General features: G+C 72.6%; 28 protein-coding genes. 13 read left to right on the top strand and 15 right to left on the bottom strand.

Annotated elements, in window-relative coordinates; translation table 11 throughout:
• Window positions 1-38: 38 nt before the first annotated feature.
• The 4 genes from VFZ92_RS28900 to VFZ92_RS28885 form a co-directional block, all read right to left on the bottom strand.
• Entirely contained in the window at window positions 39-989 is a 951-nt protein-coding gene (locus VFZ92_RS28900; protein WP_330879214.1) for a hypothetical protein, read from the bottom strand.
• The gene (locus VFZ92_RS28895) at window positions 986-1,843 is read right to left on the bottom strand and encodes an ABC transporter ATP-binding protein (RefSeq protein WP_330879213.1); all 858 of its coding nucleotides are present in this window, start codon (window positions 1,841-1,843) and stop codon (window positions 986-988) included. The genes VFZ92_RS28900 and VFZ92_RS28895 overlap by 4 nt, the downstream gene beginning before the upstream one ends.
• A complete protein-coding gene (locus VFZ92_RS28890) occupies window positions 1,840-2,232 on the bottom strand; it encodes a GntR family transcriptional regulator (RefSeq protein WP_330879212.1) in 393 nt (130 codons plus the stop codon). The genes VFZ92_RS28895 and VFZ92_RS28890 overlap by 4 nt, the downstream gene beginning before the upstream one ends.
• A 184-nt stretch (window positions 2,233-2,416) precedes the next feature.
• Entirely contained in the window at window positions 2,417-3,184 is a 768-nt protein-coding gene (locus VFZ92_RS28885; protein ID WP_330879211.1) for a GGDEF domain-containing protein, read from the bottom strand.
• Window positions 3,185-3,332: 148 nt separating this feature from the next.
• On the opposite strand from VFZ92_RS28885, the gene VFZ92_RS28880 reads away from it, so the two are divergent.
• Genes VFZ92_RS28880 through VFZ92_RS28870 form a run of 3 tightly spaced genes read left to right on the top strand, consistent with a single transcriptional unit; the run spans window position 3,333 to window position 6,785 of the window.
• Complete coding sequence (locus VFZ92_RS28880) at window positions 3,333-5,603, top strand: sigma-70 family RNA polymerase sigma factor (protein ID WP_330879210.1); 2,271 nt, start codon at window positions 3,333-3,335, stop codon at window positions 5,601-5,603.
• A 34-nt stretch (window positions 5,604-5,637) separates the two neighbouring features.
• Window positions 5,638-6,195 (top strand): GtrA family protein, encoded by a 558-nt coding sequence (locus tag VFZ92_RS28875; protein WP_330879255.1) that lies wholly within the window; start codon window positions 5,638-5,640, stop codon window positions 6,193-6,195.
• A gap of 35 nt (window positions 6,196-6,230) precedes the next feature.
• Entirely contained in the window at window positions 6,231-6,785 is a 555-nt protein-coding gene (locus tag VFZ92_RS28870; RefSeq protein WP_330879209.1) for a GtrA family protein, read from the top strand.
• A 77-nt stretch (window positions 6,786-6,862) separates the two neighbouring features.
• Here the strand turns inward: VFZ92_RS28870 and VFZ92_RS28865 are convergent, their stop codons facing one another.
• Together VFZ92_RS28865 and VFZ92_RS28860 are read right to left on the bottom strand one after the other, a co-directional pair.
• Entirely contained in the window at window positions 6,863-8,137 is a 1,275-nt protein-coding gene (locus tag VFZ92_RS28865; protein WP_330879208.1) for an ATP-binding protein, read from the bottom strand.
• Window positions 8,137-8,811, bottom strand: a complete 675-nt coding sequence (locus VFZ92_RS28860) for a response regulator transcription factor (protein ID WP_330879206.1) — start codon at window positions 8,809-8,811, stop codon at window positions 8,137-8,139. The genes VFZ92_RS28865 and VFZ92_RS28860 overlap by 1 nt, the downstream gene beginning before the upstream one ends.
• A gap of 33 nt (window positions 8,812-8,844) precedes the next feature.
• On the opposite strand from VFZ92_RS28860, the gene hisN reads away from it, so the two are divergent.
• Complete coding sequence (gene hisN, locus VFZ92_RS28855) at window positions 8,845-9,624, top strand: histidinol-phosphatase (protein WP_414720041.1); 780 nt, start codon at window positions 8,845-8,847, stop codon at window positions 9,622-9,624.
• Here hisN and VFZ92_RS28850 read toward each other — a convergent pair.
• From VFZ92_RS28850 to VFZ92_RS28835, 4 genes are read right to left on the bottom strand one after another with little or no spacing between them, the layout of a single operon-like run.
• Window positions 9,605-9,868 carry a hypothetical protein gene (locus VFZ92_RS28850; protein ID WP_330879204.1) on the bottom strand — a complete coding sequence of 88 codons (264 nt, stop codon included), beginning with the start codon at window positions 9,866-9,868 and terminating at the stop codon, window positions 9,605-9,607. The genes hisN and VFZ92_RS28850 overlap by 20 nt on opposite strands.
• The gene (locus VFZ92_RS28845; protein WP_330879203.1) at window positions 9,865-12,018 is read right to left on the bottom strand and encodes a TNT domain-containing protein; all 2,154 of its coding nucleotides are present in this window, start codon (window positions 12,016-12,018) and stop codon (window positions 9,865-9,867) included. Before VFZ92_RS28845 ends, VFZ92_RS28850 begins: the two co-directional genes overlap by 4 nt.
• Before the next feature lie 11 nt (window positions 12,019-12,029).
• Window positions 12,030-12,344 (bottom strand): hypothetical protein, encoded by a 315-nt coding sequence (locus VFZ92_RS28840; protein ID WP_330879202.1) that lies wholly within the window; start codon window positions 12,342-12,344, stop codon window positions 12,030-12,032.
• On the bottom strand, window positions 12,341-12,796 hold the full coding sequence (locus VFZ92_RS28835) for a YbaB/EbfC family nucleoid-associated protein (protein ID WP_330879201.1): 456 nt from the start codon (window positions 12,794-12,796) through the stop codon (window positions 12,341-12,343). The genes VFZ92_RS28840 and VFZ92_RS28835 overlap by 4 nt, the downstream gene beginning before the upstream one ends.
• Window positions 12,797-12,865: 69 nt before the next feature.
• On the opposite strand from VFZ92_RS28835, the gene VFZ92_RS28830 reads away from it, so the two are divergent.
• Window positions 12,866-13,318, top strand: coding sequence for a MaoC family dehydratase (locus tag VFZ92_RS28830; RefSeq protein WP_330879200.1), 453 nt, complete (start codon window positions 12,866-12,868; stop codon window positions 13,316-13,318).
• Here the strand turns inward: VFZ92_RS28830 and VFZ92_RS28825 are convergent.
• From VFZ92_RS28825 to VFZ92_RS28815, 3 genes are all read right to left on the bottom strand, one after another.
• Entirely contained in the window at window positions 13,307-14,236 is a 930-nt protein-coding gene (locus VFZ92_RS28825; protein WP_330879199.1) for a hydroxymethylglutaryl-CoA lyase, read from the bottom strand. The genes VFZ92_RS28830 and VFZ92_RS28825 overlap by 12 nt on opposite strands.
• On the bottom strand, window positions 14,223-14,753 hold the full coding sequence (locus VFZ92_RS28820; RefSeq protein WP_330879198.1) for a PH domain-containing protein: 531 nt from the start codon (window positions 14,751-14,753) through the stop codon (window positions 14,223-14,225). Before VFZ92_RS28820 ends, VFZ92_RS28825 begins: the two co-directional genes overlap by 14 nt.
• 85 nt (window positions 14,754-14,838) lie before the next feature.
• Window positions 14,839-15,651 carry a biotin--[acetyl-CoA-carboxylase] ligase gene (locus tag VFZ92_RS28815; RefSeq protein WP_330879197.1) on the bottom strand — a complete coding sequence of 271 codons (813 nt, stop codon included), beginning with the start codon at window positions 15,649-15,651 and terminating at the stop codon, window positions 14,839-14,841.
• A 160-nt stretch (window positions 15,652-15,811) separates the two neighbouring features.
• Between VFZ92_RS28815 and VFZ92_RS28810 the strand changes: the two genes are divergently transcribed.
• Both VFZ92_RS28810 and VFZ92_RS28805 read left to right on the top strand, forming a co-directional pair.
• Window positions 15,812-17,443: an acyl-CoA carboxylase subunit beta gene (locus tag VFZ92_RS28810; protein WP_330879196.1), complete on the top strand. Its 1,632-nt coding sequence runs from the start codon at window positions 15,812-15,814 to the stop codon at window positions 17,441-17,443.
• Window positions 17,440-17,655, top strand: a complete 216-nt coding sequence (locus VFZ92_RS28805; RefSeq protein ID WP_330879195.1) for an acyl-CoA carboxylase subunit epsilon — start codon at window positions 17,440-17,442, stop codon at window positions 17,653-17,655. The genes VFZ92_RS28810 and VFZ92_RS28805 overlap by 4 nt, the downstream gene beginning before the upstream one ends.
• A gap of 209 nt (window positions 17,656-17,864) precedes the next feature.
• Here the strand turns inward: VFZ92_RS28805 and VFZ92_RS28800 are convergent, their stop codons facing one another.
• Window positions 17,865-18,311, bottom strand: coding sequence for a hypothetical protein (locus VFZ92_RS28800; protein WP_330879194.1), 447 nt, complete (start codon window positions 18,309-18,311; stop codon window positions 17,865-17,867).
• Between the two features lie 76 nt (window positions 18,312-18,387).
• Here VFZ92_RS28800 and VFZ92_RS28795 point away from each other — a divergent pair, with 76 nt between their 5' ends.
• From VFZ92_RS28795 to VFZ92_RS28780, 4 genes are all read left to right on the top strand, one after another.
• Window positions 18,388-18,990, top strand: a complete 603-nt coding sequence (locus VFZ92_RS28795; protein WP_330879193.1) for a helix-turn-helix transcriptional regulator — start codon at window positions 18,388-18,390, stop codon at window positions 18,988-18,990.
• Entirely contained in the window at window positions 18,987-20,432 is a 1,446-nt protein-coding gene (locus tag VFZ92_RS28790) for a DHA2 family efflux MFS transporter permease subunit (RefSeq protein ID WP_330879192.1), read from the top strand. The genes VFZ92_RS28795 and VFZ92_RS28790 overlap by 4 nt, the downstream gene beginning before the upstream one ends.
• A gap of 28 nt (window positions 20,433-20,460) precedes the next feature.
• Window positions 20,461-21,078 carry a Maf family protein gene (locus VFZ92_RS28785; protein ID WP_330879191.1) on the top strand — a complete coding sequence of 206 codons (618 nt, stop codon included), beginning with the start codon at window positions 20,461-20,463 and terminating at the stop codon, window positions 21,076-21,078.
• 179 nt (window positions 21,079-21,257) lie between these two features.
• The gene (locus tag VFZ92_RS28780) at window positions 21,258-22,589 is read left to right on the top strand and encodes a dicarboxylate/amino acid:cation symporter (protein ID WP_330879190.1); all 1,332 of its coding nucleotides are present in this window, start codon (window positions 21,258-21,260) and stop codon (window positions 22,587-22,589) included.
• A gap of 7 nt (window positions 22,590-22,596) precedes the next feature.
• On the opposite strand, the gene VFZ92_RS28775 is transcribed toward VFZ92_RS28780, so the two are convergent.
• Window positions 22,597-23,274 carry a hypothetical protein gene (locus VFZ92_RS28775; RefSeq protein ID WP_330879189.1) on the bottom strand — a complete coding sequence of 226 codons (678 nt, stop codon included), beginning with the start codon at window positions 23,272-23,274 and terminating at the stop codon, window positions 22,597-22,599.
• Between the two features lie 135 nt (window positions 23,275-23,409).
• Here VFZ92_RS28775 and VFZ92_RS28770 point away from each other — a divergent pair, with 135 nt between their 5' ends.
• Together VFZ92_RS28770 and VFZ92_RS28765 are read left to right on the top strand one after the other, a co-directional pair.
• A complete protein-coding gene (locus VFZ92_RS28770; RefSeq protein WP_330879188.1) occupies window positions 23,410-25,179 on the top strand; it encodes an acetyl/propionyl/methylcrotonyl-CoA carboxylase subunit alpha in 1,770 nt (589 codons plus the stop codon).
• Between the two features lie 10 nt (window positions 25,180-25,189).
• A complete protein-coding gene (locus VFZ92_RS28765) occupies window positions 25,190-25,615 on the top strand; it encodes a DUF1707 domain-containing protein (protein ID WP_330879187.1) in 426 nt (141 codons plus the stop codon).
• Window positions 25,616-25,644 lie beyond the last annotated feature (29 nt).

Raw genomic sequence — 25,644 nt, 5'->3', positions numbered from 1 at the left:
GTCACTCTACCTGCACAAACGTGGACTCCCGACACCGGCTACACCCGACGGGCCCGCCCGACCCAGTACCAGGCCAGCGCCAGCAGCCCGGCCGCGAGGACGAGGAAGACCCCCGCCTCGATCCACCGGAACAGGTCGAGCCGGTCCACGGGCTGGAAGTCGGCGTAGTGGCCCGCCACCCCGTTGGCCTTGAGGCAGTCGAGCTGCCCCGCCGATCCCACCCGGTCGCCGCAGCCCCAGGCGTCCTGGTAGTCGATCGGGACGCCGTTCGCGTCGGCGTACCCGCTGTCGACGTACAGCGCGTGGTCGGTCACCTGCGACCTGTGGTCGTCGCTCCACGGCTCGAACGTGCGCACCGGTGGCAGGAAGTGCTCGCGCCCCCACTCCATCACCGCGAGCCGCGCGCCGCCGAACACGACCAGCGCGACCGCCATCGACGGCAGGGTCCGCCGGAGCAGGGTGCCCGTCGCCGCACCGAGGGCGAACCCGAAGAGCGCGTAGGAGACCAGCAGTTGCGGAGCGACCTCGAACCAGGTCGTGAACGGCTGGTAGAGCCGGTCGTCGCTCAGCTCGCGGATCTTGTCGACGAGCTGCACCTCGGCCAGCCAGAGCACCGCGGCGAGGCAGGACGCGACGGCTCCGAGCAGCGCCACCTGACCGGTCAGCCAGCGACCGGGCGGGACGTCCTGCCCCCACGCCACGAGTGCCGTCCTGGCCTCGTGCTCGCGCGCCACCAGCGGTGCCCCCCAGAACACCGCGACGGCCGCCCCGAACAGCAGGTTGACGTCCCTGGGCTCCCAGAGCACCCGGAGGACGAAGCCGGGGAGCGACCCCAGCACCGCGTCCGTCCTCGCCCCCGCGAACGCGATCGTCACCGCGGCGGCGACCACCAGGACCGTCGAGACCAGGACCAGCGCCCGGTGCCTCTGCCACGCCACCCGGAGCAGGTCGCCCGTGGTCACCCTCGGCCTCGTCAGCGTCGTCGTCATGCCGATCCCCCCTTGCGCGTGACCGACAGCTGCGCCAGCACGTAGTCCTCCAACGTCACCGGCCGCACCACCCACGGCGCGGACACCGCGGGCGTGGACGGCGTCTTCACCAGGAACAGCGACTGGCCGTCCAAGTGCCTGTCCCACACCACCTCCCCCTCCACCGGGGGTGCGGCGGCCCTCGGTCCCACCAGCATCACGTGCGACGCGAGCAGCTCGTCCAGGTCGCCGCCGACGAGCAGCTCCCCGTGCGCCAGCAGCAGCAGGTGGTCGGCGACACCGGCCAGCTCGGTGACGATGTGCGTCGACAGGACCACCGTCGTGCCCGACTCGGCGACCTCGCCCAGCAGTTCGCGCATCACCTCGGTGCGCGCCAACGGGTCCAGGTCCGCGAGCGGCTCGTCGAGCAGCAGCAGCGTCGGCCGCGACCCGATCGCCACGGCCAGCGCGACCTGCGTGCGCTGCCCACCGGAGAGCTTCCCGCAGCGGCGGTCCAGCGGAACGCCGAACCGCGTGAGCCACGCCTCCGCCCGCGCCTGGTCCCAGACCAGGTTCAGCCGCGCACCCAGCCGGAGCATCTCCACGGGCGTGAGGTGCTTGTACACCGGCTTCTCCTGCGACACGAACGCCACCCGCTCGTCCGGCCGCAGCGACACCCGCCCCGCGTCCGCCCTCAACAGTCCGGAGAGGACGGTCAGCAGCGTCGTCTTGCCCGCGCCGTTCGCACCCACCAGCGCGGCGACCCTGCCCGCGGGCAGGTCGAAGGTGCAGTCCTCCAGCGCCACCGACCTCCCGTACCTCTTGCCCAGCCCCCGCACGGCGATGCCTGCGGTTCCCACCACGGCGGTCGTCATGGCACCTCGATCCTCTCCCCCTCGGCGAGCACCGACCCGACCAGCGCGTCGATGTCCTCGTTCTCCAGTCCGGCCGCGCGCGCCTCGTCGACCCAGCCGACCAGCCCGGTGCGCAGCCGCTCCATCACCTCGGGACCGACCGATCCCAGGGTGGCCCTCACGAACGTCCCCGAGCCCTGCCTCGCCTCCACCAGGCCCGCTCTCTCCAACTCGCGGTAGGCCTTCAGCACGGTGTTCGCGTTCACCCCGCTGCTCGCGACGACGTCGCGAACCGTCGGAAGCCGGTTCCCCGGCTCCAGCCAGCCGAGCCGCAACGCCTCCCGGACCTGCCGGACGAGCTGGAGGTACGCCGGGAGCCCGCTCGCCTTGTCGATGCGGAACTCGACCACGCCACCCTCCTCGAACAATTGTGTTACTCGACTAAGACACTAGCTAACTGGATCACTTGATCACGTGTCAAGGCCGGCAACGGCGAACGCCCGCCGCTCCGAGGAGCGACGGGCGTCCGGGCGGGGTGGGAGGTGCTGGACAGGGGGTGCAGCACCCGGTGGGTCATCGCCCCCGCGAGCGGTGTCAGCGGGCCAGTGCGGTGATGAGCGCGCACGCGTCCTGGTGGGTCGCGGGGAGGTGTTCCGACCAGACCTTGGCGGGACCGGTGGGTCTCACGTGCGGGTCGACGGCCAGGCGGTCGGCGGCCAGCACGCGCAGGGTGGAGATCCGCTGCGCCAGCGACGCGTCGCGGCGGGTGAGCACGACCGCGACGGACGGGCCGATCGTCGCCAGGGTCTCGCCGCCGTCGAAGACCACCCGCAGCACGTCCGAGAGCAGGGTCATCGCGACCACGCGCGACCAGCCGGTGGCGCGGGTCAGGTCGAGCGCGACCAGCACGAGCGCGTAGCCCTCGTCGGGGGCCACCGGTTCGCGGTACAGCTCACCCAGCCGGGTGCGCAGGTAGCCGCGGGTGGCGAGCCCGGTCAGCGGGTCCTCCGCGCCGCGGTCGACCGCCTCCTCGGTGAGGACGTCGGCCCAGCCCGACGCGGTCAGCCGCAGCATCCGGGCGGGCAGGGCGTCGACGTCCGGGGCGACCATGCCGCCACCGCCGTCGAGGACCGCGTGCAGCGCGGCCAGGTCGAGCAGGGTCTCCCCGAGACCCGCACCGGCCTCGGCGCGGGCCCGCCCGAGCCTGATCAGGGCGTCGTCGGGGTCGATCGTGTCGACCATCGCGGCGCAGACCTCGTCGACCTCCCGCAGCTGCCAGTCGCCGGGGAAGGCCCAGCCCGCCGCGAGGCTGGCCGTGCGCCACCTGGACTTCAAGACGCGTTCCGCCTGTGCGACAGCCACGTGGGTCGTCTCCCCTCCCGGTCGGTTCACTACGACGGGACGCGGCGGGCGGTGCTCCGTGACGGGATTTCACCCAACCAGTCGAGGGCCTTGAGGTGACGCAGCGCTACGTCGTGAGTCACACTGGCCGCTGCGAGGGAGGAAATACGTGGCGACCGTTCCTGCTGACGTCCAGGGACCGAGCGACGCGGAGCTGATCGGCTCCGTGCGCGGCGGGAAGATCGACGCCTACGGCGAGCTGTACGAACGCCACGTTTCGGCGGCCTACAACCTGGCCCGCCAGCTCGCCCGTTCCACGGCCGAGGCGGACGATCTGGTGTCCGAGGCGTTCGCCAAGGTGTTGGACACTCTCCGTGGTGGCCGGGGTCCGGACTCGGCCTTCCGCGCCTACCTCCTGACCGCTCTGCGGCACACCGCCTACGACAAGACCCGCCGCGACAAGAAGGTGGAGCTGTCCGACGACGTCTCCGCCGTGTCCGGGGTGTCGACCGAGGCGGTGAGCGTGCCGTTCAGCGACACCGCCGTGGCGGGCCTGGAGCGGTCGATGGCCGCGCAGGCGTTCGCCAGGCTGCCCGAGCGCTGGCAGACGGTGCTGTGGCACACCGAGATCGAGGGCCAGTCGCCCGCCGACGTCGCCCCGCTCCTCGGGCTGACCGCCAACGGCGTGTCCGCGCTCGCCTACCGCGCCCGCGAGGGCCTGCGCCAGGCCTACCTCCAGGTGCACCTGACCGAGTCCACGTCCGACCGCTGCCGCGCCACCGTGGACAAGCTGGGCGCGTGGACCCGCGGCGGCCTGTCCAAGCGCGAGACCACCCAGGTCGAAGCCCACCTAGACGAGTGCGACCGCTGCCGCGCGCTGGCCGCTGAGCTGGTCGACGTCAACGGCTCGCTGCGCGCGGTCGTCGCGCCGCTGGTCCTCGGCATCGGGTTCACCGGCTACCTGGCCGCGGCCGGAGCGGGCAAGGCCGTCGCCGTGACGGCGGCGGCGGGCGCCGCCGGAGCGGGCGGCGCGGCGGGCGCGCTGGGCTCGCTGCCCCGGCAGCTGTTCGGCGTGGCCGCCTCGGGCGCAGCGCTCGCGGTCGCCGTCGCGATCGGCCTGACGGCCGGTGGCGGCCAGGAACTCCCGGCCGTCGCCGAACCGCCCCCCGTCGTGACCAGCCAGCCCGCGGTGCCGCCCCCGCCCGCGCAGCCGGTCGTGCCACCACCCCCCGCCGTCCCACCACCCGCCCCCGCGCCGCGGCCGGACCCGCCGTCACCGGCTCCGCCCGCCCCCGCCCCCGCCCCGGCTCCCACGCCACCGGCCGAGCCCCCCGCCGAACCGCCGCGGCCGACACCAGCGACCCTCGTGCCGACGGTGCCCAGCGGGTTCACGCTCGTCCCCGGCGAGGCCCCCAAGGCGCTGCCGATCACCATCCGCAACACCGGCGAGTCCGCGTCGGAACCGGCAGGCACCGCGCTGACCCTGCCGCCCGGCGTGCGCTCGGTCGGCCCCGTCGGCTCGTTCGGCGGCGCCCGCCTGCTGGCCCTCGACGGCGTGCCCGAGCAGTCGGTCACCTGCCCCGCGGGCACCGGCGTCGTCGCCTGCGCGACCACGCGGGGCATCGCCCCCGGCGGCACGGCCACGTTCGTCTTCAACCTCCAGGCCGACGGCTCGGGCACCGGTGGCGTGATCACCGGCACGGTCACCGCGGGCGCGACGCTGTCCGTCCAGGTGACGGTCACCGTCGAGGTCCAGCCGGTGCGCGACGACCTCACCCTGACCGTCGGCAAGTGGCACGAGCTGTTCTGGGACCCGCGCCTGGACGTGACGGTGCGCAACACCGGCACGAACGCGGGCCTGATGACGCTCACCCTCACGACCGACGACGACATCGTGCTCGTCGCGCCGCACACGGGCTGCTCGGTCCGGCCGCACCGCGTCGAGTGCCGCGCCGAGCTCCAGCGCGACGGCACCTACCGGATGTCCGCGTGGGCGTTCGGCCTGCCGTTCCGCGGCGGCACCGTGCGCGTCACCGCCACCCTCGGCACGGCGACCAGGACCGTCGACGTGCCGGTCTCGCTGCTCCCCGGCGGCCACCCACCCGTGCACCCACCGCTGGACCCGCCGACCACGCCCCCCACCACCACGACGACGGTCCCACCCACGACCACCACCAGCACCGAGCCCGAGGCCACCACTCCGCCCGCCACCACGGACCCGTCGACGACCCGGCCCGCCGAACCGACGGTCCCGGAGGAGCCCGTCACCACGACGACCCCGCCGCCGGTCACGACCACCGAGCCCCCGCCGACCACGACGCAGCCGCCCACCAGCACACCCCCGCCCACCCCGACGACACCGCCGTGCCACCCCAGGCCCCCGTGGTGGCCGCCTGCGCTGGGCGACCTGCTGCCGGGCTACTGCCAGACCCCTCCGTAGTCAGTCGATCACGCATCCGTAAACTGCCCCGGTGCTGCCAGCCGTACGCCGGGCCTTGGGCCGTCTGCCGGAACCCCTCCGCTTCCTGCTGAACAAGCACCGCGAGCTGATCAGGTTCGCGGTCGTGGGCGGAACAACGTTCCTCGTGGACAACGGCGTCTGGTACGCCCTGAAGCTCACCGTGCTCCAGGAGAAGGTCGTCACGGCCAAGGCCATCGGCATCCTGGTGGCGGTCATCGCGTCGTACGTGCTGAGCCGCGAGTGGTCGTTCCACACCCGCGGGGGTCGCGAACGTCACCACGAGGCAGCCCTGTTCTTCCTCGTGAGCGGCGCCTCGGTGGGGCTGAACCTGCTGCCGCTCTGGATCTCACGCCACCTCCTCGGCCTCCAGCACCCCGCGGTTTCGCTGGTCACCGAGGAGATCGCCGACTTCGCCAGCGGCTCGATCATCGGCATGCTCGTCGCGACCGCGTTCAAGTTCTGGGCCATGAGGAAGTGGGTCTTCCCCCAGGCCGACGCCCGCCCGGATGTCGTCCGAGCGACCAGGCGGCTGCGGGTGGTGACCGGAACCGAGGACCGCGAGGTGGCCTGACCTGCGTCTTAGGCCGATCTCCGTACACTGCTTGGGTGTCCGTAGTCGAAAATGTGGTCCTCCGGTTCCCGGAACCGTTCCGCTCGCTGGCCCTGAAGCACCGCGAACTCCTGAAGTTCGCCGTGGTCGGAGGCACCTGCTTCATCATCGACACGGCCATCTTCATCGGCTTGAAGTCGACCGTCCTCACGGACAAACCGGTCACCGCGAAGATCATCGCCACCCTGGTGGCCACCATCGTGTCGTACGTGCTCAACCGCGAGTGGTCGTTCCGCACCAGGGGTGGCCGCGAACGCCACCACGAGGCCCTGCTGTTCTTCTTGATCAACGGCGTGGGCATCGCCCTGAACTCGCTACCGCTCTACGTCTCGCGCTACCTCTTCGACCTGCAAGAGCCCCACGTGAGCCGCTTGGTGGAAGAAGTCGCCGACTTCGCCAGCGCCCAGATCATCGGCACGCTGATCGCGATGGCCTTCCGCTGGTACGGCTACAAGAAGTGGGTCTTCCCAGAAGCAGACGCCCGCCCCCGCAAGGGCCAGGGAACGCCGGCGGAGATCGCGGAGGACGTGGAGGGCCTGGGCCACAGCTAGGGCTGGGGGTGGGGCTGGGACCGACCGAGCAGGCACGCGCACCCGACCCGCACCCACCGGCGCGAGACCACGACAACTCACCGGGGCGAGTGGTCCGTGCGCCAGGCCACCCCCACCACGTCCTGAGCCTTGGGCACGGGCAGGAACACCGAGAACGTGGCAGGCCGAGCCGTGGACAGCTCCAGCCGCCCGCCGTCCGCGTCCACCAGGGCCCTGGCCAACGACAACCCCACCCCCGTGGACCCGCCCCCGGACACCCCGCGCTCGAAGATGTGCCCGGCCAGCTCGTCCGGCACCCCGGCACCCCCGTCGCTCACCTCCACCACGATCGCCGACTCGTCACTGCGAGCCGACAGCACCACGGACCCCTCCCCGTGCCGCAGGGCGTTGTCCAGCAGCACCCCGATCGCCTCCCGCAGCCGCCCCGGTGTGGCGCGGGCCAGCATCCCCTCCGGCACGCGCACCTTGAGCGCCCGCCCCTCACCCTTCAGCGGCTCCCGCCACTCCTCGGCGATGGCGGTCAGCTCGGCCCGCAGGTCCAACGGCTCCGCGTCCACCGACCGAGCGGCCCGCGCGGCGGCGAGCAGTTCGTCCAGCACCTCGGCCAGCCGTTCGGCCTGCTCCAGCGCCGCCCCGGCCTCGGCGGCCGTCTCCGGCTCGTCGTGGTCGGCCAACGCCTCCAACCGCAGCTGCAACGCCGTCAACCGGCTCCGGAGCTGGTGGGACACGTCGCCGACCAGCTCCCGCTCCCGCTGCACCAGCAGCGCCAACGCCGCCGCGGACGTGTCCAGCGCCTCGGACACCAGGTCCAGCTCGGCGACGCCGTGCCGCCGGTCGTCGTTGCGGAAGTCCCCCGCCCCCAGCCTGGCGGCGCGCGCCGCGACGTGCCCCAGCGGCTGCGACAGCTTCCGCGCGGTGACCGTGGCGACGACGGTCCCGGTCGCGACGGACAGCACGAGCAGCAGCAGCACCGACACCGCGACCTGCGCCTGCTGGGTGCGCATCGGACCGGACGGCATCTCCAGCCGCACGATCCCGCCCTGCGCGATCGGCACCTCCTCCGACAGCACGTCCGAGCCCAGGTCCGGGCCCAGCTCCTGCTCGCCGGAGTTCGAGCGGACGTACAGGTGGGCGCCCTGCGGGATCGCGACCTGCACCGTCTCCAACGAGACGGGCGAGCCCGCGGCGATCTGGTCGTCGAGCGCGGCGGCTATCCGCCGGGCGCTCGCGGCCAGGTCGGAGTGGGCGCCGTCGTCGACGAGCTGCAAGGCCGACCACCCCAACGGGATGCCCAGCACGAACCCGGTGACGGCGACCGCGAGCATGATCGCCCGCATGATCCGGGTGCGCACTAGTCCGCGTTGAACCGGAAGCCGACACCGCGAACGGTCGCGATCCGCTTCTCGACCGACTTCAACGTCCCGTCGCCGAGCTTCCGGCGCAACCACGACATGTGCATGTCCAGCGTCTTGCTGCCCTTCAGCTCAGGGTCGTTCCAGACCTCGGACAGGATCTCGTCGCGGTTCACCACCTGCCCGGACCGCTGCATCAGCACCCGCAGCAGCTCGAACTCCTTGTTGGCCAACTGCACCTCCCGCCCGTCCACGGTCACCCGCCGCGCGGCCAGGTCCATCCGCACGCCGTTGACCTCCAGCGTTCCCGGAGCCCGCCGCCGCAGCAGGGCCCGGATGCGGGCCATCAGCTCGGCCAGCCGGAACGGCTTGGCGACGTAGTCGTCCGCCCCCGCGTCCAGCCCGACGACGAAGTCGACCTCGTCCGACCGGGCCGTCAGCATCAGCACGGGCACGCCGCGCCCGCCGGACCGGAGTCTTCGGCACACCTCCAGACCGTCCATCCCCGGCAGTCCGAGGTCGAGCACCAGCAGGTCGATGCCCCCGGCGACGGCCAGTTCCAGCGCGCTCGGCCCGTCGTTCACGACGTGCACGGCGTAGCCCTCGCGCTGAAGCGCGCGGGACAGTGGATCGGCGATCGCCGGGTCATCCTCGGCCAACAAGACCACGCTCACGAAACCCACCCTAGGCCTGGCACGATGCGGCGTGTGGAGAGCTACGAGAGTGATCTTGATCTTGCCAGGCTGCTGGCCGACGCGGCCGACGTGATCACGACGTCCCGATTCCGCGCGCTGGACCTCGTCGTGGACCGCAAACCGGACCGCACGCCGGTCACGGACGCCGACACGGCCGTCGAGGACGCGGTGCGGGTCCTGCTGGCCGAGCACCGCCCGGACGACGCCGTCGCGGGCGAGGAACGCGGCGGCGAGGTCGGCGCGGGCCGCACCTGGGTGCTCGACCCGATCGACGGCACGAAGAACTTCCTCCGGGGCGTCCCGGCCTGGGCGACCCTGATCGCGCTGGTGGAGGACGGCACGCCCGTCGTCGGCATGATCAGCGCCCCCGCGCTCGGCCGCCGCTGGTGGGCCGCGTCGGGGACGGGCGCGTACTCGTCGGACACGTTCGGCGTGCGGCGCCTCGCGGTGTCCCGCGTGGCCAACCTGGAGGACGCGTACCTGACCACGACGCACTTCGGTTCGTGGGCGGAGCACCACTCGCAGGACGCCTACCTGGCGCTGATGGACGCCACCTGGGAGAACCGGGCGTTCGGCGACTTCTGGTCGCACTGCCTGGTCGCCGAGGGCGCGATGGACATCGCCGCCGAGGCGATCGTGAACCCGTGGGACGTCGCCGCCGCGCAGGTCCTCATCACCGAGGCCGGTGGCCGGTTCAGCGACCTCAAGGGCGTCGAGCGCTACGACCGGGGCAGCGCGCTCTCCACGAACGGGCTGCTGCACGACGAGGCGCTCAGGGTGCTTGGGGGCTGAGCACGCCGACCGCGCCGCGCGCGACCTGCGCCCACACGAGCCTGCCGAACAGGTAGTGGCAGGCCACGTCCTCGCTGCTGAACCGGGCCCAGTCGTACCGGTTGCCCTGCTCCCGCCAGAACACCTCCCAGCCGTCACCCCCGCGGGTGAGGCACCAGGTGTTGTCGGCCTCGGACCCGATCGACACGACCTCGTCGGGCACGCCGACGGAACGCAGCCAGCCTGCCAGCGCCTCGGTGTTCATGTCAGCTCCATGAGGTAGCCCAGCGCGACCAGGTCGGCCACGGGGTAGGTCGTGCGGTAGCGGGTGCCGCCGCCGGGTTGGCCGAACCAGCCGACGGAGATCGTGCGCCACACCGGGACCGGGCGGCTGACGACGTAGCGGCGGTAACCGGCGGCGAGGTCGGTGGGCGGCAGCGACCGGCAGGCGAACCTCGTGCCCGCGGCGGCCAGCACCCGGCCCTCGGGGGTGCCGAAGCGGTCGACCTCGGTGCCGGCGGGCAGCACGTCGGGCCTGCCGGCCTCGTAGCCGCCCTCGGGGAACACCGCGGCGGGTGGCCAGGTGTGCTCCAGCGGGTCGGCGCGGCGGACGAACCGGGCGTCCCACTCCCGTTCGTGCAGGCCTGCCTGGGGGTCGTAGCCGTCGGTCAGGTTCCGCACCAGCGGGTGGTCCGGTGCCAGCGCGCGCGGCACGGGGCGCGGCTGGGAGGCGGAGGCGTCGACCAGGTCGGCGTGCGGGTGGTCCCGCGGCGCGAACCGCAGGCCGTCCACGTGGTCGACCTCGGGTGCGGACGGCTCGACCTGCCTGCTCGGGCGGACGCTGGGCCGCGCGTCCGCACCGCTGGGGAACGCGCGGAAGTAGAAGAACCCGACCAGCGCGCCCACCGGGTCCTCCGGCTTCCTCAGCTCCTTGCCCGTCGCGGCGGGGGAGGACGTCTGCTGCGGCTGAGCGGCGGTCGACTTCTGCTCGGCGACCTTCTGCTCGGCCCGCTGCTGGCTGGTCTGCTCCCCGGCCCGCTGTTCTCCTGACCGGTGCTCCCCGGCCCGGTGCTCCCCTGACCGCTGCTGGCCGGGGTCGGCCGAACGCTGCCCGGTCGCCGGGTCCCCGAGCCGCTGGGACACCGGCGGATCGGTGCGCTGCACGGCACCCACCACCGCCGCTCCCGCCGCCGGGGCGGCGGGAGCGCCCGGAGCCGCGGGCGTGAAACCGGGGGCCTGGGCCGGAGCCTGCGCTGCGGGCGCGGGCGCCTGCTGCGCCGGGGCCTGCGGCTGGGCACCGAGGTCGGCGGGCAGCAGCGGCCGGTCGACCAGGGTCGCCGCGGACTGCGCCACCGTGCTGTCGGTGGCGCTCACCAGCGGCTGGACCGGCGGCACGGCACCGAGGTCGACGGCTGGGGCGGGGGCCACGACGGGAGCACCCGGCGCGGCGACGACGGGAGCGACCCCGGCCACCACGGGCGCGGCGACGGCCGGGACCACCTGTTCCACCGGCGCGACAACCGGCTCGACCACGGCGGGCACGACTCCGGACACGACGCCCGCCACGGGCTCGGTCACACCGGACACCACGTCCGCCACGGGCCCGGTCACGCCGGACACGGGCCCGGTCACGCCGGACACCACGCCCGCCACGGGCTCGGTCACACCCGACACCACACCGGTCACCGGCCCGGTCACGGCGGGCACGACGTCCGCCACCACCGGCAGCGCACCGGTCACCGGCGCCAGCGCACCGGGCACGGCACCCGTCACGGCGGGCACGACACCCGCGACCGGCGCGGCCACGGCCCCGACGGTCCGGTCGACCACGCCGCCGACGGTGTCGAGCAGCCCACCGCCGTGCCCGTGCGAGCCGGGGTTGGCGTTGACCGGCGGGGTGGTCGCGCCGACGTCGACACCGCTGTCCAGCCGCACCGACGCGGCCAGGGTGTTCGCCAGGTTCGCGACGTTCGCCGTCGCACCGGCCAGCGCGGTCTCCAGACCGAGCAGCGCGGTCGGGTGCCCCGCCGCGGCGGCCGACTGGGCGGCGTCGTTGTTCTTGGCCAGGTTGACCAGTTCGCGGACCAGCTCCACCTTGGCGGCGCCGATCTGCTCGGCCCCGTGCTCCAGCCGGTCGGCGGCGGCGTGGCAGCCCTTGGCCGCGGTGTTCAGGTCGCCGTCCGGCGCGACCACGCCGTTCCAGTGCGCGCGGGCCGCGTCGCCGGTCGCTCCGCTGATCCCGGAGAGCGCCTTGGTCGCGGAACCGTCGGATTCGCCCGCCAGGCCGGTGATGCGGTTGCCCGCGTCCCGCCAGGCCGCGGCCGACGCGCGCATCGCGTCCTCGTCGGCCTCCGGCCAGGTGACGCCCGCCTTCGCGGCGACCTCGACGAGTTCCGGTGGAAGTTGGATGCCCATCGTCGCGCCCCTCAGCTCCGGACGTCGCGCAGCGAACCCGCGGCGCCGCCGTCGACCCGGCCGTACGTCTGCGCGGTGGCGGCGAAGCGCTCGCCGACCCCGCCGAACCGGGCGGACAGCCCGGTGACCCCGGCCAGCGCCTCGTCGGCCTTGACCACGTGGCCGCTCGCGAAGCTCCGGCCGATCGCGTCGGACCCCCAGCAGGCGCCGAGCGGGTCGAGCACGCCGGACAGGTCCGAGAGGATCCCGCCCGCGCGCTCGGCGAACCCGGTGAACTCGCCCGCGCCCTCGGTCAGCCGGGCCAGGTCGGCCTCGAAGCCGCTCATCGCGTCCTCCCCAAGTCGTCCATCCAGGTGTCGCGCAGCGCGAAGTCGTCCTCCTCGGGCGCTCGGCGCTTCGGCGGAGGAGGCGGCGGGGCGATCTCCTCGGGGGTGAGGTCCGCGGTGCCGCGCACGAGTGCCGCCGGGTCGGTGTCCGCGGGCAGCACGGGCGCCAGGGTGCGGTAGGTCCGCTCGGCCGCCACCGCCGCGGCGGCCTCGGTGGTGCGGAGGATCAGCTCGGCGAGCTGAGCGGGCCGGTGCGCGCGGTAGGCGTTGTCGGCCAGCACCAGCTCCGTCAGCGTGCCGCCCGTGCCGACGGTCGCGGTGACCGTGCCGTCCGGACTGGTCGCCGACGCCGTGATGCCCGCCAGGTCGCGCTGCACGGACGCCAACTGGTCGCGGCTGCGCCGGTAGTCGGCGAGCAGCTCCTCGACCTGGCCCCGGTGATCTGACGTCACGGCCACCTCCGGTTCACGCGCGTTGGACGTTCGACCACACCGGACGGTTCCCAGTGGTTGTATCTCCCCATGAGCACCACGGCTTTCGAAGACCTGACCCCTGGGAGGACCATCCCGCTCGGCGAGGTCACCGTCGACCGCGATGAGATGCTCGCGTTCGCCGCGCGCTTCGACCCCCAACCGTTCCACCTGGACGAGGAGGCGGGGAAGAGGTCCGTCCTCGGCGGGCTCGCCGCGTCCGGCTGGTTCACCGCGTCGCTGTGGATGCGCCAGTACGTCGACCACCTGCTGGCGGACTCGACGTCGCAGGGCTCGCCCGGTGGGCGCGACCTGCGGTGGCTCGCGCCCGTGTTCGCGGGTGACGTGCTGCGCTGCGAGATGGTGGTCCTCGGCGCGCGCGTGTCCAGGAGCCGCCCCGAGATGGGGTTGGTGGAGATCACCGGCGCGGCCTACCGCGGCGACGACAAGGTCTACGAGCTGACGTTCACCGGCATCTTCGCCACGCGCGCGTCAGCCCCGTAGCGCCCGGACGACCGCGGACGGGCTGGGGCGGCCGAGCTTCCCGGACATCCACTTGCTGGTGTCGGCCAGCTTGTCGAGGTCGACGCCGTGCTGGACGCCGAGACCGTCGAGCATCCAGACGAGGTCCTCGGTGGCCAGGTTGCCGGTCGCGGACTCCGCGTACGGGCAGCCGCCGAGGCCGCCCGCGGACGCGTCGACCGTCGTGACGCCGCACTCCAGGGCCGCGTAGGTGTTGGCGAGCGCCTGGCCGTAGGTGTCGTGGAAGTGCACGGCCAGCGGCTCGACCGAGTCGAACACCGCCAGCAGCGCCTTCACCTGGCCCGGCGTGGCGACGCCGATCGTGTCGCCGAGCGAGAGCTGCGAGCAGCCCATGTCCAGCAGCCGCTTGCCGACGCCCGCGACCTGCTCGCGCGCCACCGGGCCCTCCCACGGGTCGCCGAAGCACATCGACACGTACCCGCGCACGTCGAGGCCCTCGGCGCGGGCACGGGCCACGACCGGCTCGAACATCGTGAACTGCTCGTCCAGCGTGCGGTTGAGGTTGCGGTTGGCGAACGTCTCGGTGGCGCTGGCGAAGATCGCGATGTCCCGCACGCCCGCCGCGAGCGCCCGGTCCAGCCCGCGCTCGTTCGGCACGAGCACCGGGTAGCGGACACCGGGCCGCTGGTCCAGTCCGGCCAGCAGTTCCTCGGCGTCGGCGAGCTGCGGCACCCACTTCGGGTGCACGAAGCTGGTCGCCTCCAGCACCGTCGACCCGGCGTCGGCCATGCGGTCCAGGAATTCGAGCTTCACGTCGACCGGTACGACCGCCGACTCGTTCTGGAGCCCGTCCCGCGCGCCGACCTCCCAGATCGTGATCCTCTCGGGGAGCCCGGCACCCGGCACCACATCGGGCAGGTTCACGTCACGCGCGCCCATCGTCCACCACGCTCCCAGGTCGGTAGTCGTCGTCCGGGTTGTCGTTGATCTCCCGGTACAGCAGGGAGTGCACCCGCTCCACCTTCGGGATGTCGTCGAACTCCAGCGGTTCGTCCGACGCCGACTCGATGATCAGCGTGCCGCAGCCGAGCACCCGGTCCAGCAGGCTGTGCTGGAACCGCACGCTGTTGATCCGCGACAGCGGGATGTCCAGCCCGGTCCGCTTGAGCACGCCCTCGCGGGCCATCACCCGGTCGCTCGTGACGATGAAGTGCGTGGTCCGCCAGCGGACCAGCGGCGCCAACGTCAGCCAGGACACCAGGACCACCCCGACAACCACCAGTGCGATCTGCGCGACCGCCGACCACGACTGGCCCGAGACCAGCGACGCGGTGAAGGCGAAGACCGCCACCACCGCGAGGAGGGAGAACACCGGGAGCAGGAGCATCTTCCAGTGCGGGTGATTGTGGATCACGACGTGCTCAGTGGGGCTGAGCAGGTCGTCGGGGTACGCCACGGCGGTCCTCCGGATGAGCGGCGCTGAACGGTCGAGCCACGGTACCGCCGGGCACCGGGCCCGTTCGGGACCTTCGGCGTGTTCGTCAGACCACGCGGAGGTGAACGACGTCGCCCGCGGAGACCGAGTGGTCGACGCCGTCGTCGGAGCGCACCACGAGCGTGCCGTCCACGGCGACGTCCTGACCGGTCCCGACCAGTTCGGCGCCGCCGCTCAGCTCGACCCGCACCCGCTGCCCGAGCGTCGAGCAGTGCTCGCGGTACCGGTCCAGCAGGCCGGTCGACCTCGGGTCGCCACCCGAGAGGCGCCAGTCGAACTCCAGCTCCGACAGTGCGAGCAGCAGCCGCTCGGCGATGACCGTCCGGTCCAGCTCCGACGCGCCCTCGTCGGCCAGCGACGTCGGCGCGAGCCCGCCGGGACCGGGCACGACGTCGGCGGGCAGCGGAGCCACGTTCAGCCCCACGCCCACGACGACCGCGCCGCCGCTCGCCTCGGCCAGCACCCCGGCGCCCTTGCCGCGCTCGGGCCCGAGCAGCAGGTCGTTGGGCCACTTCAGCGTCGCCGCGACCCCGACGGAGTCCGCGACCCGCACGAGCGCCAGGCCCGCGATCAGCGTCAGCCACGGCAACCGGGCCGGGTCGACCCCGGCGGGCCGGAACAGCGCGCTCACGTACAGCCCGCTGCCGGGCGGCGAGACCCACGACCGGCCGCGCCGACCCTGGCCCGCGGTCTGCTCGTCGGCGATCAGCACCGTGCGGTCGGGCGCGCCCTCGGCGGCGGCCCGCACCAGGTCGGCGTTCGTGGACGGGGTGCTGGGGGTGAAGTCGACCGAGGCGTACGGCCCGACCAGGCGGGACCGCAGCGCGTCGACGTCCAGAGGCGTGCTCACCCGCGTCATCCTAGGAAGACGTCCGCCCCGCCGCCGGTCGGAGCGGGACGTGCGGCGGGGTGGACCGGTCAAGGCTGCAACCTCGACCGCGCTGGAGGTCAAGCTCGTCCCCGTGACGTGAGCTACTGATCAGTACGCGGTCACTCACCTGTGGTTAGGCTGCCTAGCCATGAGCAGCGCCACGGAACCGGTCGGCGACGAGGCCGACGTCCACACCACGGCCGGGAAGCTGGCCGACCTCCGCCGCCGCACCGAGGCGGCGGTGCACGCGGGCTCGGAGCGTGCGGTCGAGAAGCAGCACGCGAAGGGCAAGAAGACCGCCCGCGAGCGCATCGACGCGCTGCTCGACCCCGGCTCGTTCATCGAGCTGGACGAGCTGGCCCGCCACCGCTCGACCAACTTCGGCCTGGAGAAGAACCGCCCGTACGGCGACGGCGTCGTGACCGGCTACGGCACGGTCGACGGCCGCCCGGTGTGCGTGTTCAGCCAGGACGTCACGATCTTCGGCGGCTCGCTCGGCGAGGTCTACGGCGAGAAGATCGTCAAGGTCATGGACCTGGCGCTCAAGACCGGCAGGCCGCTGGTCGGCATCAACGAGGGCGGCGGGGCCCGCATCCAGGAGGGCGTCGTCTCCCTCGGGCTCTACGGCGAGATCTTCCGCCGCAACGTGCAGGCCTCCGGCGTCATCCCGCAGATCTCGCTGATCATGGGCGCGAACGCGGGCGGCCACGTGTACTCCCCCGCCCTGACCGACTTCGTCGTCATGGTCGACCGGACGTCGCACATGTTCATCACCGGTCCGGACGTGATCAAGACCGTCACCGGCGAGGACGTCGGGTTCGAGGAGCTGGGCGGGGGCCGGACGCACAACACCAAGTCCGGCAACGCCCACTACCTGGGCAGCGACGAGGACGACGCCATCGCCTACGTCAAGGAACTGCTGTCCTACCTGCCGTCGAACAACCTCGCGGAGGCGCCGGTCCTCGACGCCCCGCAGGACCTCCTGCACGGCAGCCTGGAGGACTCGGTCACCGACGAGGACCGCGAGCTGGACACCCTCATCCCGGACTCGGCGAACCAGCCGTACGACATGCACGAGGTGCTCACCCGCGTCCTGGACGACGGCGAGTTCCTGGAGGTCCAGCCGCTGTTCGCCCCGAACATCCTGGTCGGGTTCGGGCGGGTGGACGGCCACCCGGTCGGCGTCGTGGCGAACCAGCCGACGCAGTACGCGGGCTGCCTGGACATCGACGCGTCGGAGAAGGCGGCCCGGTTCGTCCGGACGTGCGACGCGTTCAACGTGCCGGTGCTGACGTTCGTGGACGTGCCGGGGTTCCTGCCCGGAACGGACCAGGAGTGGAACGGGATCATCCGGCGCGGGGCGAAGCTGATCTACGCCTACGCGGAGGCGACGGTCCCGCTGGTCACGGTGATCACGCGCAAGGCCTACGGCGGGGCGTACGACGTGATGGGGTCGAAGCACCTCGGCGCGGACGTCAACCTGGCCTGGCCGACGGCGCAGATCGCGGTGATGGGGGCTTCCGGGGCGGCGAACATCGTGCACCGGAAGACGTTGGCGAACGCGGTCAGCTCCGGCGAGGACGTGGACGCGCTGCGGGCGCGGTTGCAGACGGAGTACGAGGACGCGCTGTGCAACCCGTACGTGGCGGCGGAGCGGGGGTACGTGGACTCGGTGATCCCGCCCTCGTACACGCGGGGGTACGTGGCTCGGGCGTTGAACGTGCTGAGGGACAAGAGGGAGAGCATGCCGCCCAAGAAGCACGGGAACATCCCGCTGTGAGCGCCGACCGGGTGGTGCTTCGGGTGGTCCGCGGGGAGCCCGATGCCGAGGAGCTGGCGGCGCTGGTCGCGGTGGTGGCCGGGATGGCCGGGGGTGGGGCTGTGCCGGGGCCGGTCGCCGCTCGGTCCGAGTGGGGGAATCCGGCTCGGTCGGTTCGGGGGGCGTTGAGGCCGGGGGTCGGGGGGTGGCGGGCTTCCGGGTTGCCTCGGTAGGTGCTGACGCCGTGGTGGCTGCCGGTCCCGTCGGATCTGGTGGCTGCCGGTCCCAGCGGGACGGCCAACGTGACTCGGGGCCCCCTCGACTCGACCCTTGATCGGGCTGGAGGGGCGGTCCCGGAAGCCTGCCCGATCACAAGTCCCAAGGGTCGAACCCCTGGGCAGAACCGGCCACCGCTTCAGGGAAAGCGGTGGCTCCCCGTTCGTCAGCAGGTGACGTGGCGGCTGTTCACCTCTACCGGTGTCGCGCCCGAGACCACTACCTCCCTGCACCTGGTTCCCACCGCCGGCACTTCCAGGCGCAGCAGCAGCCACACGGCCAGGCCGTCGTGCCGCGCACGGGTGCGCAGCACTTCCACGTCGGTTGCGGTTACCGATTCCGGGATCTTCTTCAGGTTCCCCTCGTTCGCCGCGCTCGTCCTCGCCGCGCTCGCCACCGAGGTCATCACTCTGCTCTCCGCCTGTTCCGCGGTGTCGGCGAACGGCCAGACCGGGACGCCGTAGGCGATCGGGTCCGCCGAGAGGACCCTGCCCACCACCGCGATGCCCGCCAGCACCGACAGGACCACCACGAGTGTCGCGTGGCGTGAGCCGGTGGGTTGTGGGCGTGCGCTCACCAGTGACCAGTGCTTCACCACGCCCAGCGTGCCCAAGGCCACAGGTCGTGCGCATCGGTAGTTCTACGCGACGTCATATACTCCAGATCGAATAATCAGAACGGAGCACGTGGTGGCCGCCATCCGTCCCCTCGCCATGGTGGTGCTGGAACTCCTCCACGAGGCGCCCATGCACCCCTACGAGATCCAGCAGAAGATCCGCGAACGTCGGCTCGACCGGTTGACCAAGGTCACCGTCGGGTCGCTCTACCACGCCGTGGAGAAGCTCGAACGGGACGGGCTGATCGCCGTGGTGGAGACGAGTCGTGCCGGGAAGCGGCCCGAGCGGACCACGTACCGGTTGACCGACCTCGGACTGGACGCCTTTCGGTCCGAGGTGGTGACGAGCATCTCCGCGGTCGCGGTCGAGCACCCGCGGTTCGCGATGGCCGCCCAGCACCTGCACACGGTGCGTCCCGAAGAGGCGCTCGCGGGGCTGCGGGCGCGGGTGCTGGCGTTGGGCGGGGAGATCGCCGCCGTCGACGCCGCCATCTCGGAGCTGGGGGCGCGGGAGGTCGATCCGCTGTTCTGGATCGACCTGCGGTACAGCCGGGCGATGCGGCAGGCCGAGCTGGACTGGGTGGAACGGCTGATCGAGCAGCTCTCGTCCGACGAGCTGCCATGGCCCGAAGCGGCGCACCGTCGCATCGAAGAGCTTGAGGAGGACCGGCGATGAGCCGGCAAGTGAACCCGTGGGCGGCGCTGTCCGCGCTGTGCCTCGGATTCTTCATGATCCTGCTGGACACGACGATCGTGAACGTGGCGATCCCGTCCATGATCGAGGACCTGGACGCGGGGCTGAACGAGATCATCTGGGTCAACAGCGTCTACCTGCTGACCTACGCCGTCCCGCTGCTGCTGACCGGCAGGCTGGGCGACCGGTTCGGGCCGAAGCGGCTGTTCCTGGTGGGCCTGGTGGTGTTCATCGGGTCTTCGCTGTGGTGCGGGCTGTCCGGGTCGGTCGAGGCGCTGATCGTGGCGCGCGGTGTGCAGGGGCTGGGCGCGGCGATGATGACGCCGCAGACGATGGCGTTCATCACGCACCTGTTCCCGCCCGCCAAGCGCGGTGGGGCGATGGGGCTGTGGGGTGCGGTCGCGGGTGTCGCGACGGTCACCGGGCCGCTGCTGGGCGGTGTGCTGGTCGACCACCTCGGGTGGGAGTGGATCTTCTTCGTGAACGTGCCCGTCGGTGTGGTCGCGCTGGTGCTCACGGCCGTGCTGGTGCCCGACTGGCAGCCCGGCACGAGCCACAGCTTCGACCCGCTGGGCATCCTGCTGTGCTGCGTCGGCCTGACGCTGGTGGTGTTCGGCGTGCAGGAGGGCCAGCAGTACGCGTGGGGCGAGGTGTGGGGGCCGGTCACGATCCCCGAGATCATCTCCGCAGGCGTGGTGCTGCTGATCGGGTTCGTGGTGTGGCAGGCGGTCAACAAGAAGGAGCCGCTGCTGCCGCTGCGGATCTTCGCGAACCGGAACTTCTCGCTGGGCAACGCCGCCAACGTCGTCATCGGCTTCGGCGTCACGGGCCTGTTCCTGCCGCTGATCATCTACATCCAGTCGGTGCTGGGGCTGTCCGCGGTGGAGTCCGGGTTGCTGACGGCGCCGATGTCGCTGCTGTCCGGCACGTTCAGCGCGATCTCCGGCAAGCTGTCGGACCGCCCGTGGGCGCGGTTCCTGCCCGCCACCGGCTTCGCGCTGCTGGCGCTCGGCATCGCGCTGCTGTCGTGGCGGCTGGAGCCGGGCATCGCGAGCTGGGAGCTGATCCCCGAGCTGCTGGTCTGCGGCGCGGGCCTGGGCTTGGTGTTCTCGCCGCTGGCGAACATCTCCACCCGCGGCGTCGACCGGAAGCTGATGGGCGCGGGCTCCGGCATCTTCAACACGTCCCGCCAGATCGGCTCGGTGCTGGGCAGCGCGGCGGTCGGCGTGCTGCTCCAGGCCCGGTTGGACACGCACCTGGCCAGCACGCGCGGCGACTACCCGGCGGCGTTCACCGACGCGGCGGGCGACACGATGTGGATGCTGGTGGCCGTGCTGCTCGTCGGCACCGCCTGCACGCTGGCGATGCGCAGGCCCGCCCCCGTGCAGGCGGCCGAGCCGGTGCTGGTCGAGCGGGCGGGGTGAGCCGGGGAGCCGGCACTAGGCTGATCACGTGCGCCTAGTGCTGGCTTCGGCCTCCCCCGCCCGTCTGTCCGTCCTCCGCGCGGCCGGGGTCGAGCCCGTCGTCCGGGTGTCCGGTGTGGACGAGGACGCGGTGGCCGCCGCGCTGGTCGACCCGAAGCCCGCCGAGGTGGTGACGGCGCTGGCCGTCGCGAAGGCGGAGGCGGTGCTGCCGCTGGTCGCGGCGGAGTTCCCGGACGCCGTGGTGATCGGTTGCGACTCGATGCTGCTGACCGCCGACGGGTCGCTGGAGGGCAAGCCGGGCACGGTCGAGGCGGCCCGCGACCGGTGGCGGCGGATGGCGGGCACGTCCGGCACGCTGCTGACCGGCCACGCCGTGCTGAGGCTGCGGGACGGCGAGGTCGCGGCGCGGGGCGCGGACAGCGAGCCGACGACCGTCCGGTTCGGCCGTCCGGACGAGGCCGACCTGGAGGCGTACCTGGCGACCGGCGAGCCGTTGCAGGTCGCGGGCGCGTTCACGTTGGACGGACTGGGCGGCTGGTTCGTCGACGGCATCGACGGCGACCCGTCGAGCGTGATCGGGATCAGCCTGCCGCTGACCCGCCGCCTGCTCGCCGAGATCGGCGTTCGGGTGTCCGACATGTGGTAGCCCTGGTCACAACCAGCGGTTTTCGGGAAGCTCGACCCACGCTCACGACGTTGGGGGAGCTGAGATGAACGAGTTCTTGACGCGCCGACGGCACATCGACCTTGGTCGCAGGAAGAGCACGGGCTGACCGGGGGGAACGGCCCCGTCACCCCCTTCCCCGCGCACACCTCGGAGCAGTTGTGTCGTTCATCCGCGCGTACACCAGGCCGAAGGTCTTCGGCCTCACCGTCCTCGCCGGGCTCGTGCTCGGCGCCCTCACCGGGTTCCTGGCCAAGCAGACCGGCCAGACGTGGCTCGTGGCCACGTTGACCAAGATCGGCGGGGTCTTCACCGACCTGCTCCAGCTCACGGTCATCCCGCTCGTCTTCACCGCGATCGTCGTCGGCATCACCAGCCTGCGCAGGCTCGGCGGTTCCCGCACCGCGGCCCGCCTCGGCGGCAAGACGCTGCTGTGGTTCGCGATCACGTCCCTCGTCGCGGTGCTCATCGGCCTCGCCATCGGCATCGTCTTCAAGCCCGGCAGCGGTGTGCAGGTCACGCCGTCCGAGTCGGCGCTGAACAAGCTCGCCACCCGCGACACCGGCTCGTGGAGCGCGTTCTTCGACAGCCTGGTGCCGTCGAACCTGTTCAGCGCGTTCACCGAGGGCCGCGTGCTCCAGGTGGTGTTCATCTCGCTGCTGATCGGCTTCGCCGCGTACGCGATCGGCGAGCGCGCCGCCCCGTTCGTCGCGCTGACCCGCTCGGCGTTCGACCTGGTCCAGAAGGTCGTCGGCTGGATCATCCTGCTGGCCCCGCTCGGCGTGTTCGGCCTGATCGGCTCGGCGTTCGCGACCTACGGCAACAGCTTCGTGAAGCCGCTGTTCTCGCTGATCGCCGCGGTCTACGCGGGCGCGCTGCTGGTGCTGTTCGTGGTGTACCCGCTGCTGCTGAAGTTCGTCGGCGGGGTCAGCCCGGTGACGTTCTTCGCCAAGGCGTGGACGGCGATCCAGTTCGCGTTCGTGTCCCGCTCGTCGGGCGCCACGCTGCCGCTGAGCAGGCAGACCGCCGCGAACCTCGGCGTCGACGCCGACTACGCGAGCTTCGCCGTGCCGCTGGGCACGACGACCAAGATGGACGGGTGCGCCGCGGTGTACCCGGCCGTCGCGACGATCTTCATCGCCAACCTGTTCGGCATCCAGCTCGGCGTCGGCCAGTACCTGCTGATCATCGCCGTCGCCGTGTTCGGCGCCATCGCCACGGCGGGCACGACCGGCTGGTTCACCATGCTCACGCTGACCCTCGGCGCGGTGAACCTGCCGCCGGAGGTCATCGCGACCGGTGTCGCCGTGGTCTACGCGATCGACCCGATCCTGGACATGGTCCGCACCGCGACGAACGTGGCCGGGCAGATCACCGTCCCGGTGCTGGTCGCGCGCGGCGAGGGCCTGATCGACGACGAGGTGCTCAACGCCCCGAGCGCCCCGCCGCTGCTCGACGGCCCCGAGCCCGCTCGCGAGCCCGTCCCGGCCTGACCACGGGTCAGGCCACGCACGACCGGAGGTCGGCGGCCGCTGGTGCGACCGTCGGCCATCCGGGCAGGTCTTCGAGGGCGTTCACGGCGGCGGTGCAGCCGAGGAGCGGCTTGCCCGCGGTGAACGAGAACACCTGCGCGTAGGACTTCCCGCAGCCCGTCGGGTCGCACGGGCGCTGCACGGCGACGACGTCGGCGACCCGGTCGCCGTCGGCGTCGTGCAGCGCCAGGTAGCCGCCGGTCGCCAGGTAGCGCGCCTGGGCCCTGGTCCACCCGCCCGCGCGGCCGACCAGCACCTCGCCCAGCAGCTCCTCACCGGCCTTCCCGCGCACGAGGCACACGCTGACCTGGGCGGACACGCACTCCAGCGACTGCGCGTCGATCTGGCCGCCGGACTCCACGACGGTCGACTCGAAGACGGTCGTGCCCGCCGGACCGGTCACCTTGACCCGGCCGCCGCCCTCGCCGACCAGCACCTCCACCACGTCCTCGCCGACGGTCGACGCGTCCACCGGGCGGCACGGGGTCGTGCCGCAGCGCAGGCCCGCGTCGGCCGAGGAGGACTCGTCGGCACGCGGTTCCGGCGCCGACGGGGGCCTCAGCGCGTAGGCCGTCACCAGGCAGCCGACGATGACCAGCACCGCCGCACCGGCCGCGAACAGCACCGTCTTGGGCGCCTCGGTCACGTGTCCCTCCGCGGAGCGTCCGAATGGAGGAGGATTCCCCTGGAAAGTGAGCATGCTCTCGGTCACGAGGTTACTGGTGGGTCACTAAGCTGCTGGTTGTTCCCCGAGTCGTCGTCGCCTGGGAGGTAGGACGTGGTGGCACTGCGCAAGGTCCTCGTCGCGAACCGCGGTGAGATCGCCGTCCGGGTCATCCGCGCGTGCCGAGACGCCGGCCTCTCCAGCGTGGCGGTCTACGCCGACCCGGACCGGGACGCGCCGTTCGCGCGCCTGGCGGACGAGGCGTTCGCCCTCAACGGCGGCACGTCCGGTGAGACGTACCTGTCGGTCGACAAGCTCCTGGACGTCGCCAAGCGGGCCGAGGCCGACGCCGTGCACCCCGGCTACGGGTTCCTCTCGGAGAACGCGGACTTCGCCCAGGCCGTCATCGACGCCGGGCTGACCTGGATCGGGCCGAGCCCGCAGGCCATCCGCGACCTCGGCGACAAGGTGACCGCCCGGCACATCGCGACCCGCGCCGGCGCGCCGCTCGTGCCCGGCACGAACGACCCGGTCGGCGGGCCGGACGAGATCATCGCCTTCGCCGAGCAGCACGGCCTGCCGGTGGCCATCAAGGCCGCGTTCGGCGGCGGCGGGCGCGGCCTGAAGGTCGCCCGCACGATGGAGGAGATCCCCGAGCTGTTCGACAGCGCGGTGCGCGAGGCCGTCTCGGCGTTCGGCCGCGGCGAGTGCTTCGTGGAGCGCTACCTGGACAAGCCTCGCCACGTCGAGGCGCAGGTGCTCGCCGACCAGCACGGCAACGTGGTCGTCGTCGGCACCCGCGACTGCTCGTTGCAGAGGCGGCACCAGAAGCTGGTCGAGGAGGCCCCGGCGCCGTTCCTGACCGACGAGCAGCGCGCGGCGATCCACAGCTCGGCGCGGGCCATCTGCGAGGAAGCGGGCTACTACGGCGCGGGCACGGTCGAGTACCTGGTGGCGCTGGACGGCACGATCTCGTTCCTGGAGGTCAACACGCGCCTCCAGGTCGAGCACCCGGTCAGCGAGGAGACCTCCGGGCTCGACCTCGTGCGCGAGCAGTTCCGGATCGCCGCGGGCGAGGAGCTGCGCTTCACCGAGGACCCGGCGCCGCGCGGGCACTCCATCGAGTTCCGGATCAACGGCGAGGACGCCGGTCGCGGCTTCCTGCCCGCCCCCGGCACGGTGACCCTGTTCAGCGCCCCGTCCGGCCCCGGTGTGCGGGTGGACGCGGGTGTGGAGAGCGGCAGCGTCATCGGCGGGCAGTTCGACTCGCTGCTGGCCAAGCTGATCGTCACGGGCGAGACCCGCGAGCAGGCGATCGAGCGGGCGCGGCGGGCGCTGGACGAGATGGTCGTGGACGGCATGGCGACCGTGCTGCCGTTCCACCGGGTCATCGTGCGCGACCCGGCGTTCACGGCCGAGGACGGCTTCACCGTCCACACGCGCTGGATCGAGACGGAGTTCGACAACCGGATCGAGCCGTTCGCGAACCCCGCCGAGGCGGGCGAGGACGAGCCGCGGCAGACCGTGGTCGTGGAGGTCGGCGGCAGGCGGCTGGAGGTCTCGCTGCCCGGCGACCTCGCGCTCGGCGGGGGCGGCGGCGCGGGCGGTGGCCGGTCGGCCGCGAAGGCCAAGCCCCGCAAGCGCTCCGGCGGTTCGGGCGCGGCGGCGTCCGGTGACGCGGTGGCCGCCCCGATGCAGGGCACGATCGTCAAGGTGGCCGTCGAGGAGGGCCAGGTCGTCGAGGCGGGCGAGCTGATCGTCGTCCTGGAGGCCATGAAGATGGAGAACCCGGTGACGGCCCACAAGGCGGGCACGGTGACCGGTCTCTCGGCCGCGCCCGGCTCCCCCGTCACGCAGGGGACCGTGCTCTGCGAACTGAAGGACTAGGTTCGACGGTGTGAGCGAGTCCGACATCCGCATCGGTGACGCCGAGCGCGAAGAAGCACTCAGGGCGCTCGGCGAGCACATGAGCGCCGGTCGGCTCGAACTGGACGAGTACGGCGACCGCTCCGCGCTCGTCACGACCGCCAAGACCCGCGGTGACCTGCTCGCGCTGTTCGCCGACCTGCCCCTGCCGCACCCGGGGTTCGGGCAGGTCCCGCTCTCGGAGCCGGTGTCGGGGCCGGTGCTCCCCCGGTCGACGGGGTCACCCCTGGGCCACCGGCTGCTGCGCGTCGCCGTGCCGCTGGCGGGGCTGCTCGCCGTCGCCCTGTTCTTCATCGTCCGGAACCCGTTCGTCTTCCTGGTGATCCCCGTGATCGCGGTCCTCGTGGGCAGCGCGCTCGGCGACGACGGCAGGCGCGACCGCGGGCGGCGGCGCTGACCACCCCGACCCTGCTGCTGCTCGACCTC

Origin of the sequence: Umezawaea sp., from assembly GCF_036375055.1 — a bacterium.
Classification (GTDB): Bacteria; Actinomycetota; Actinomycetes; order Mycobacteriales; family Pseudonocardiaceae; genus Umezawaea.
The sequence above is the reverse complement of the archived record's forward strand: the minus strand, read 5'-3'. Positions and strand labels throughout refer to the sequence as shown.

Coding starts and splice junctions, on each gene's coding strand:
- VFZ92_RS28790 (WP_330879192.1), top strand. CDS start 18,987: ATGAGCCGGCAAGTGAACCCGTGGGCGGCGCTGTCCGCGCTGTGCCTC.
- VFZ92_RS28830 (WP_330879200.1), top strand. CDS start 12,866: ATGAGCACCACGGCTTTCGAAGACCTGACCCCTGGGAGGACCATCCCG.
- VFZ92_RS28895 (WP_330879213.1), bottom strand. CDS start 1,843: ATGACGACCGCCGTGGTGGGAACCGCAGGCATCGCCGTGCGGGGGCTG.
- VFZ92_RS28900 (WP_330879214.1), bottom strand. CDS start 989: ATGACGACGACGCTGACGAGGCCGAGGGTGACCACGGGCGACCTGCTC.
- VFZ92_RS28845 (WP_330879203.1), bottom strand. CDS start 12,018: ATGGGCATCCAACTTCCACCGGAACTCGTCGAGGTCGCCGCGAAGGCG.
- VFZ92_RS28810 (WP_330879196.1), top strand. CDS start 15,812: ATGAGCAGCGCCACGGAACCGGTCGGCGACGAGGCCGACGTCCACACC.
- VFZ92_RS28850 (WP_330879204.1), bottom strand. CDS start 9,868: ATGAACACCGAGGCGCTGGCAGGCTGGCTGCGTTCCGTCGGCGTGCCC.
- VFZ92_RS28825 (WP_330879199.1), bottom strand. CDS start 14,236: ATGGGCGCGCGTGACGTGAACCTGCCCGATGTGGTGCCGGGTGCCGGG.
- VFZ92_RS28815 (WP_330879197.1), bottom strand. CDS start 15,651: ATGACGCGGGTGAGCACGCCTCTGGACGTCGACGCGCTGCGGTCCCGC.
- VFZ92_RS28840 (WP_330879202.1), bottom strand. CDS start 12,344: ATGAGCGGCTTCGAGGCCGACCTGGCCCGGCTGACCGAGGGCGCGGGC.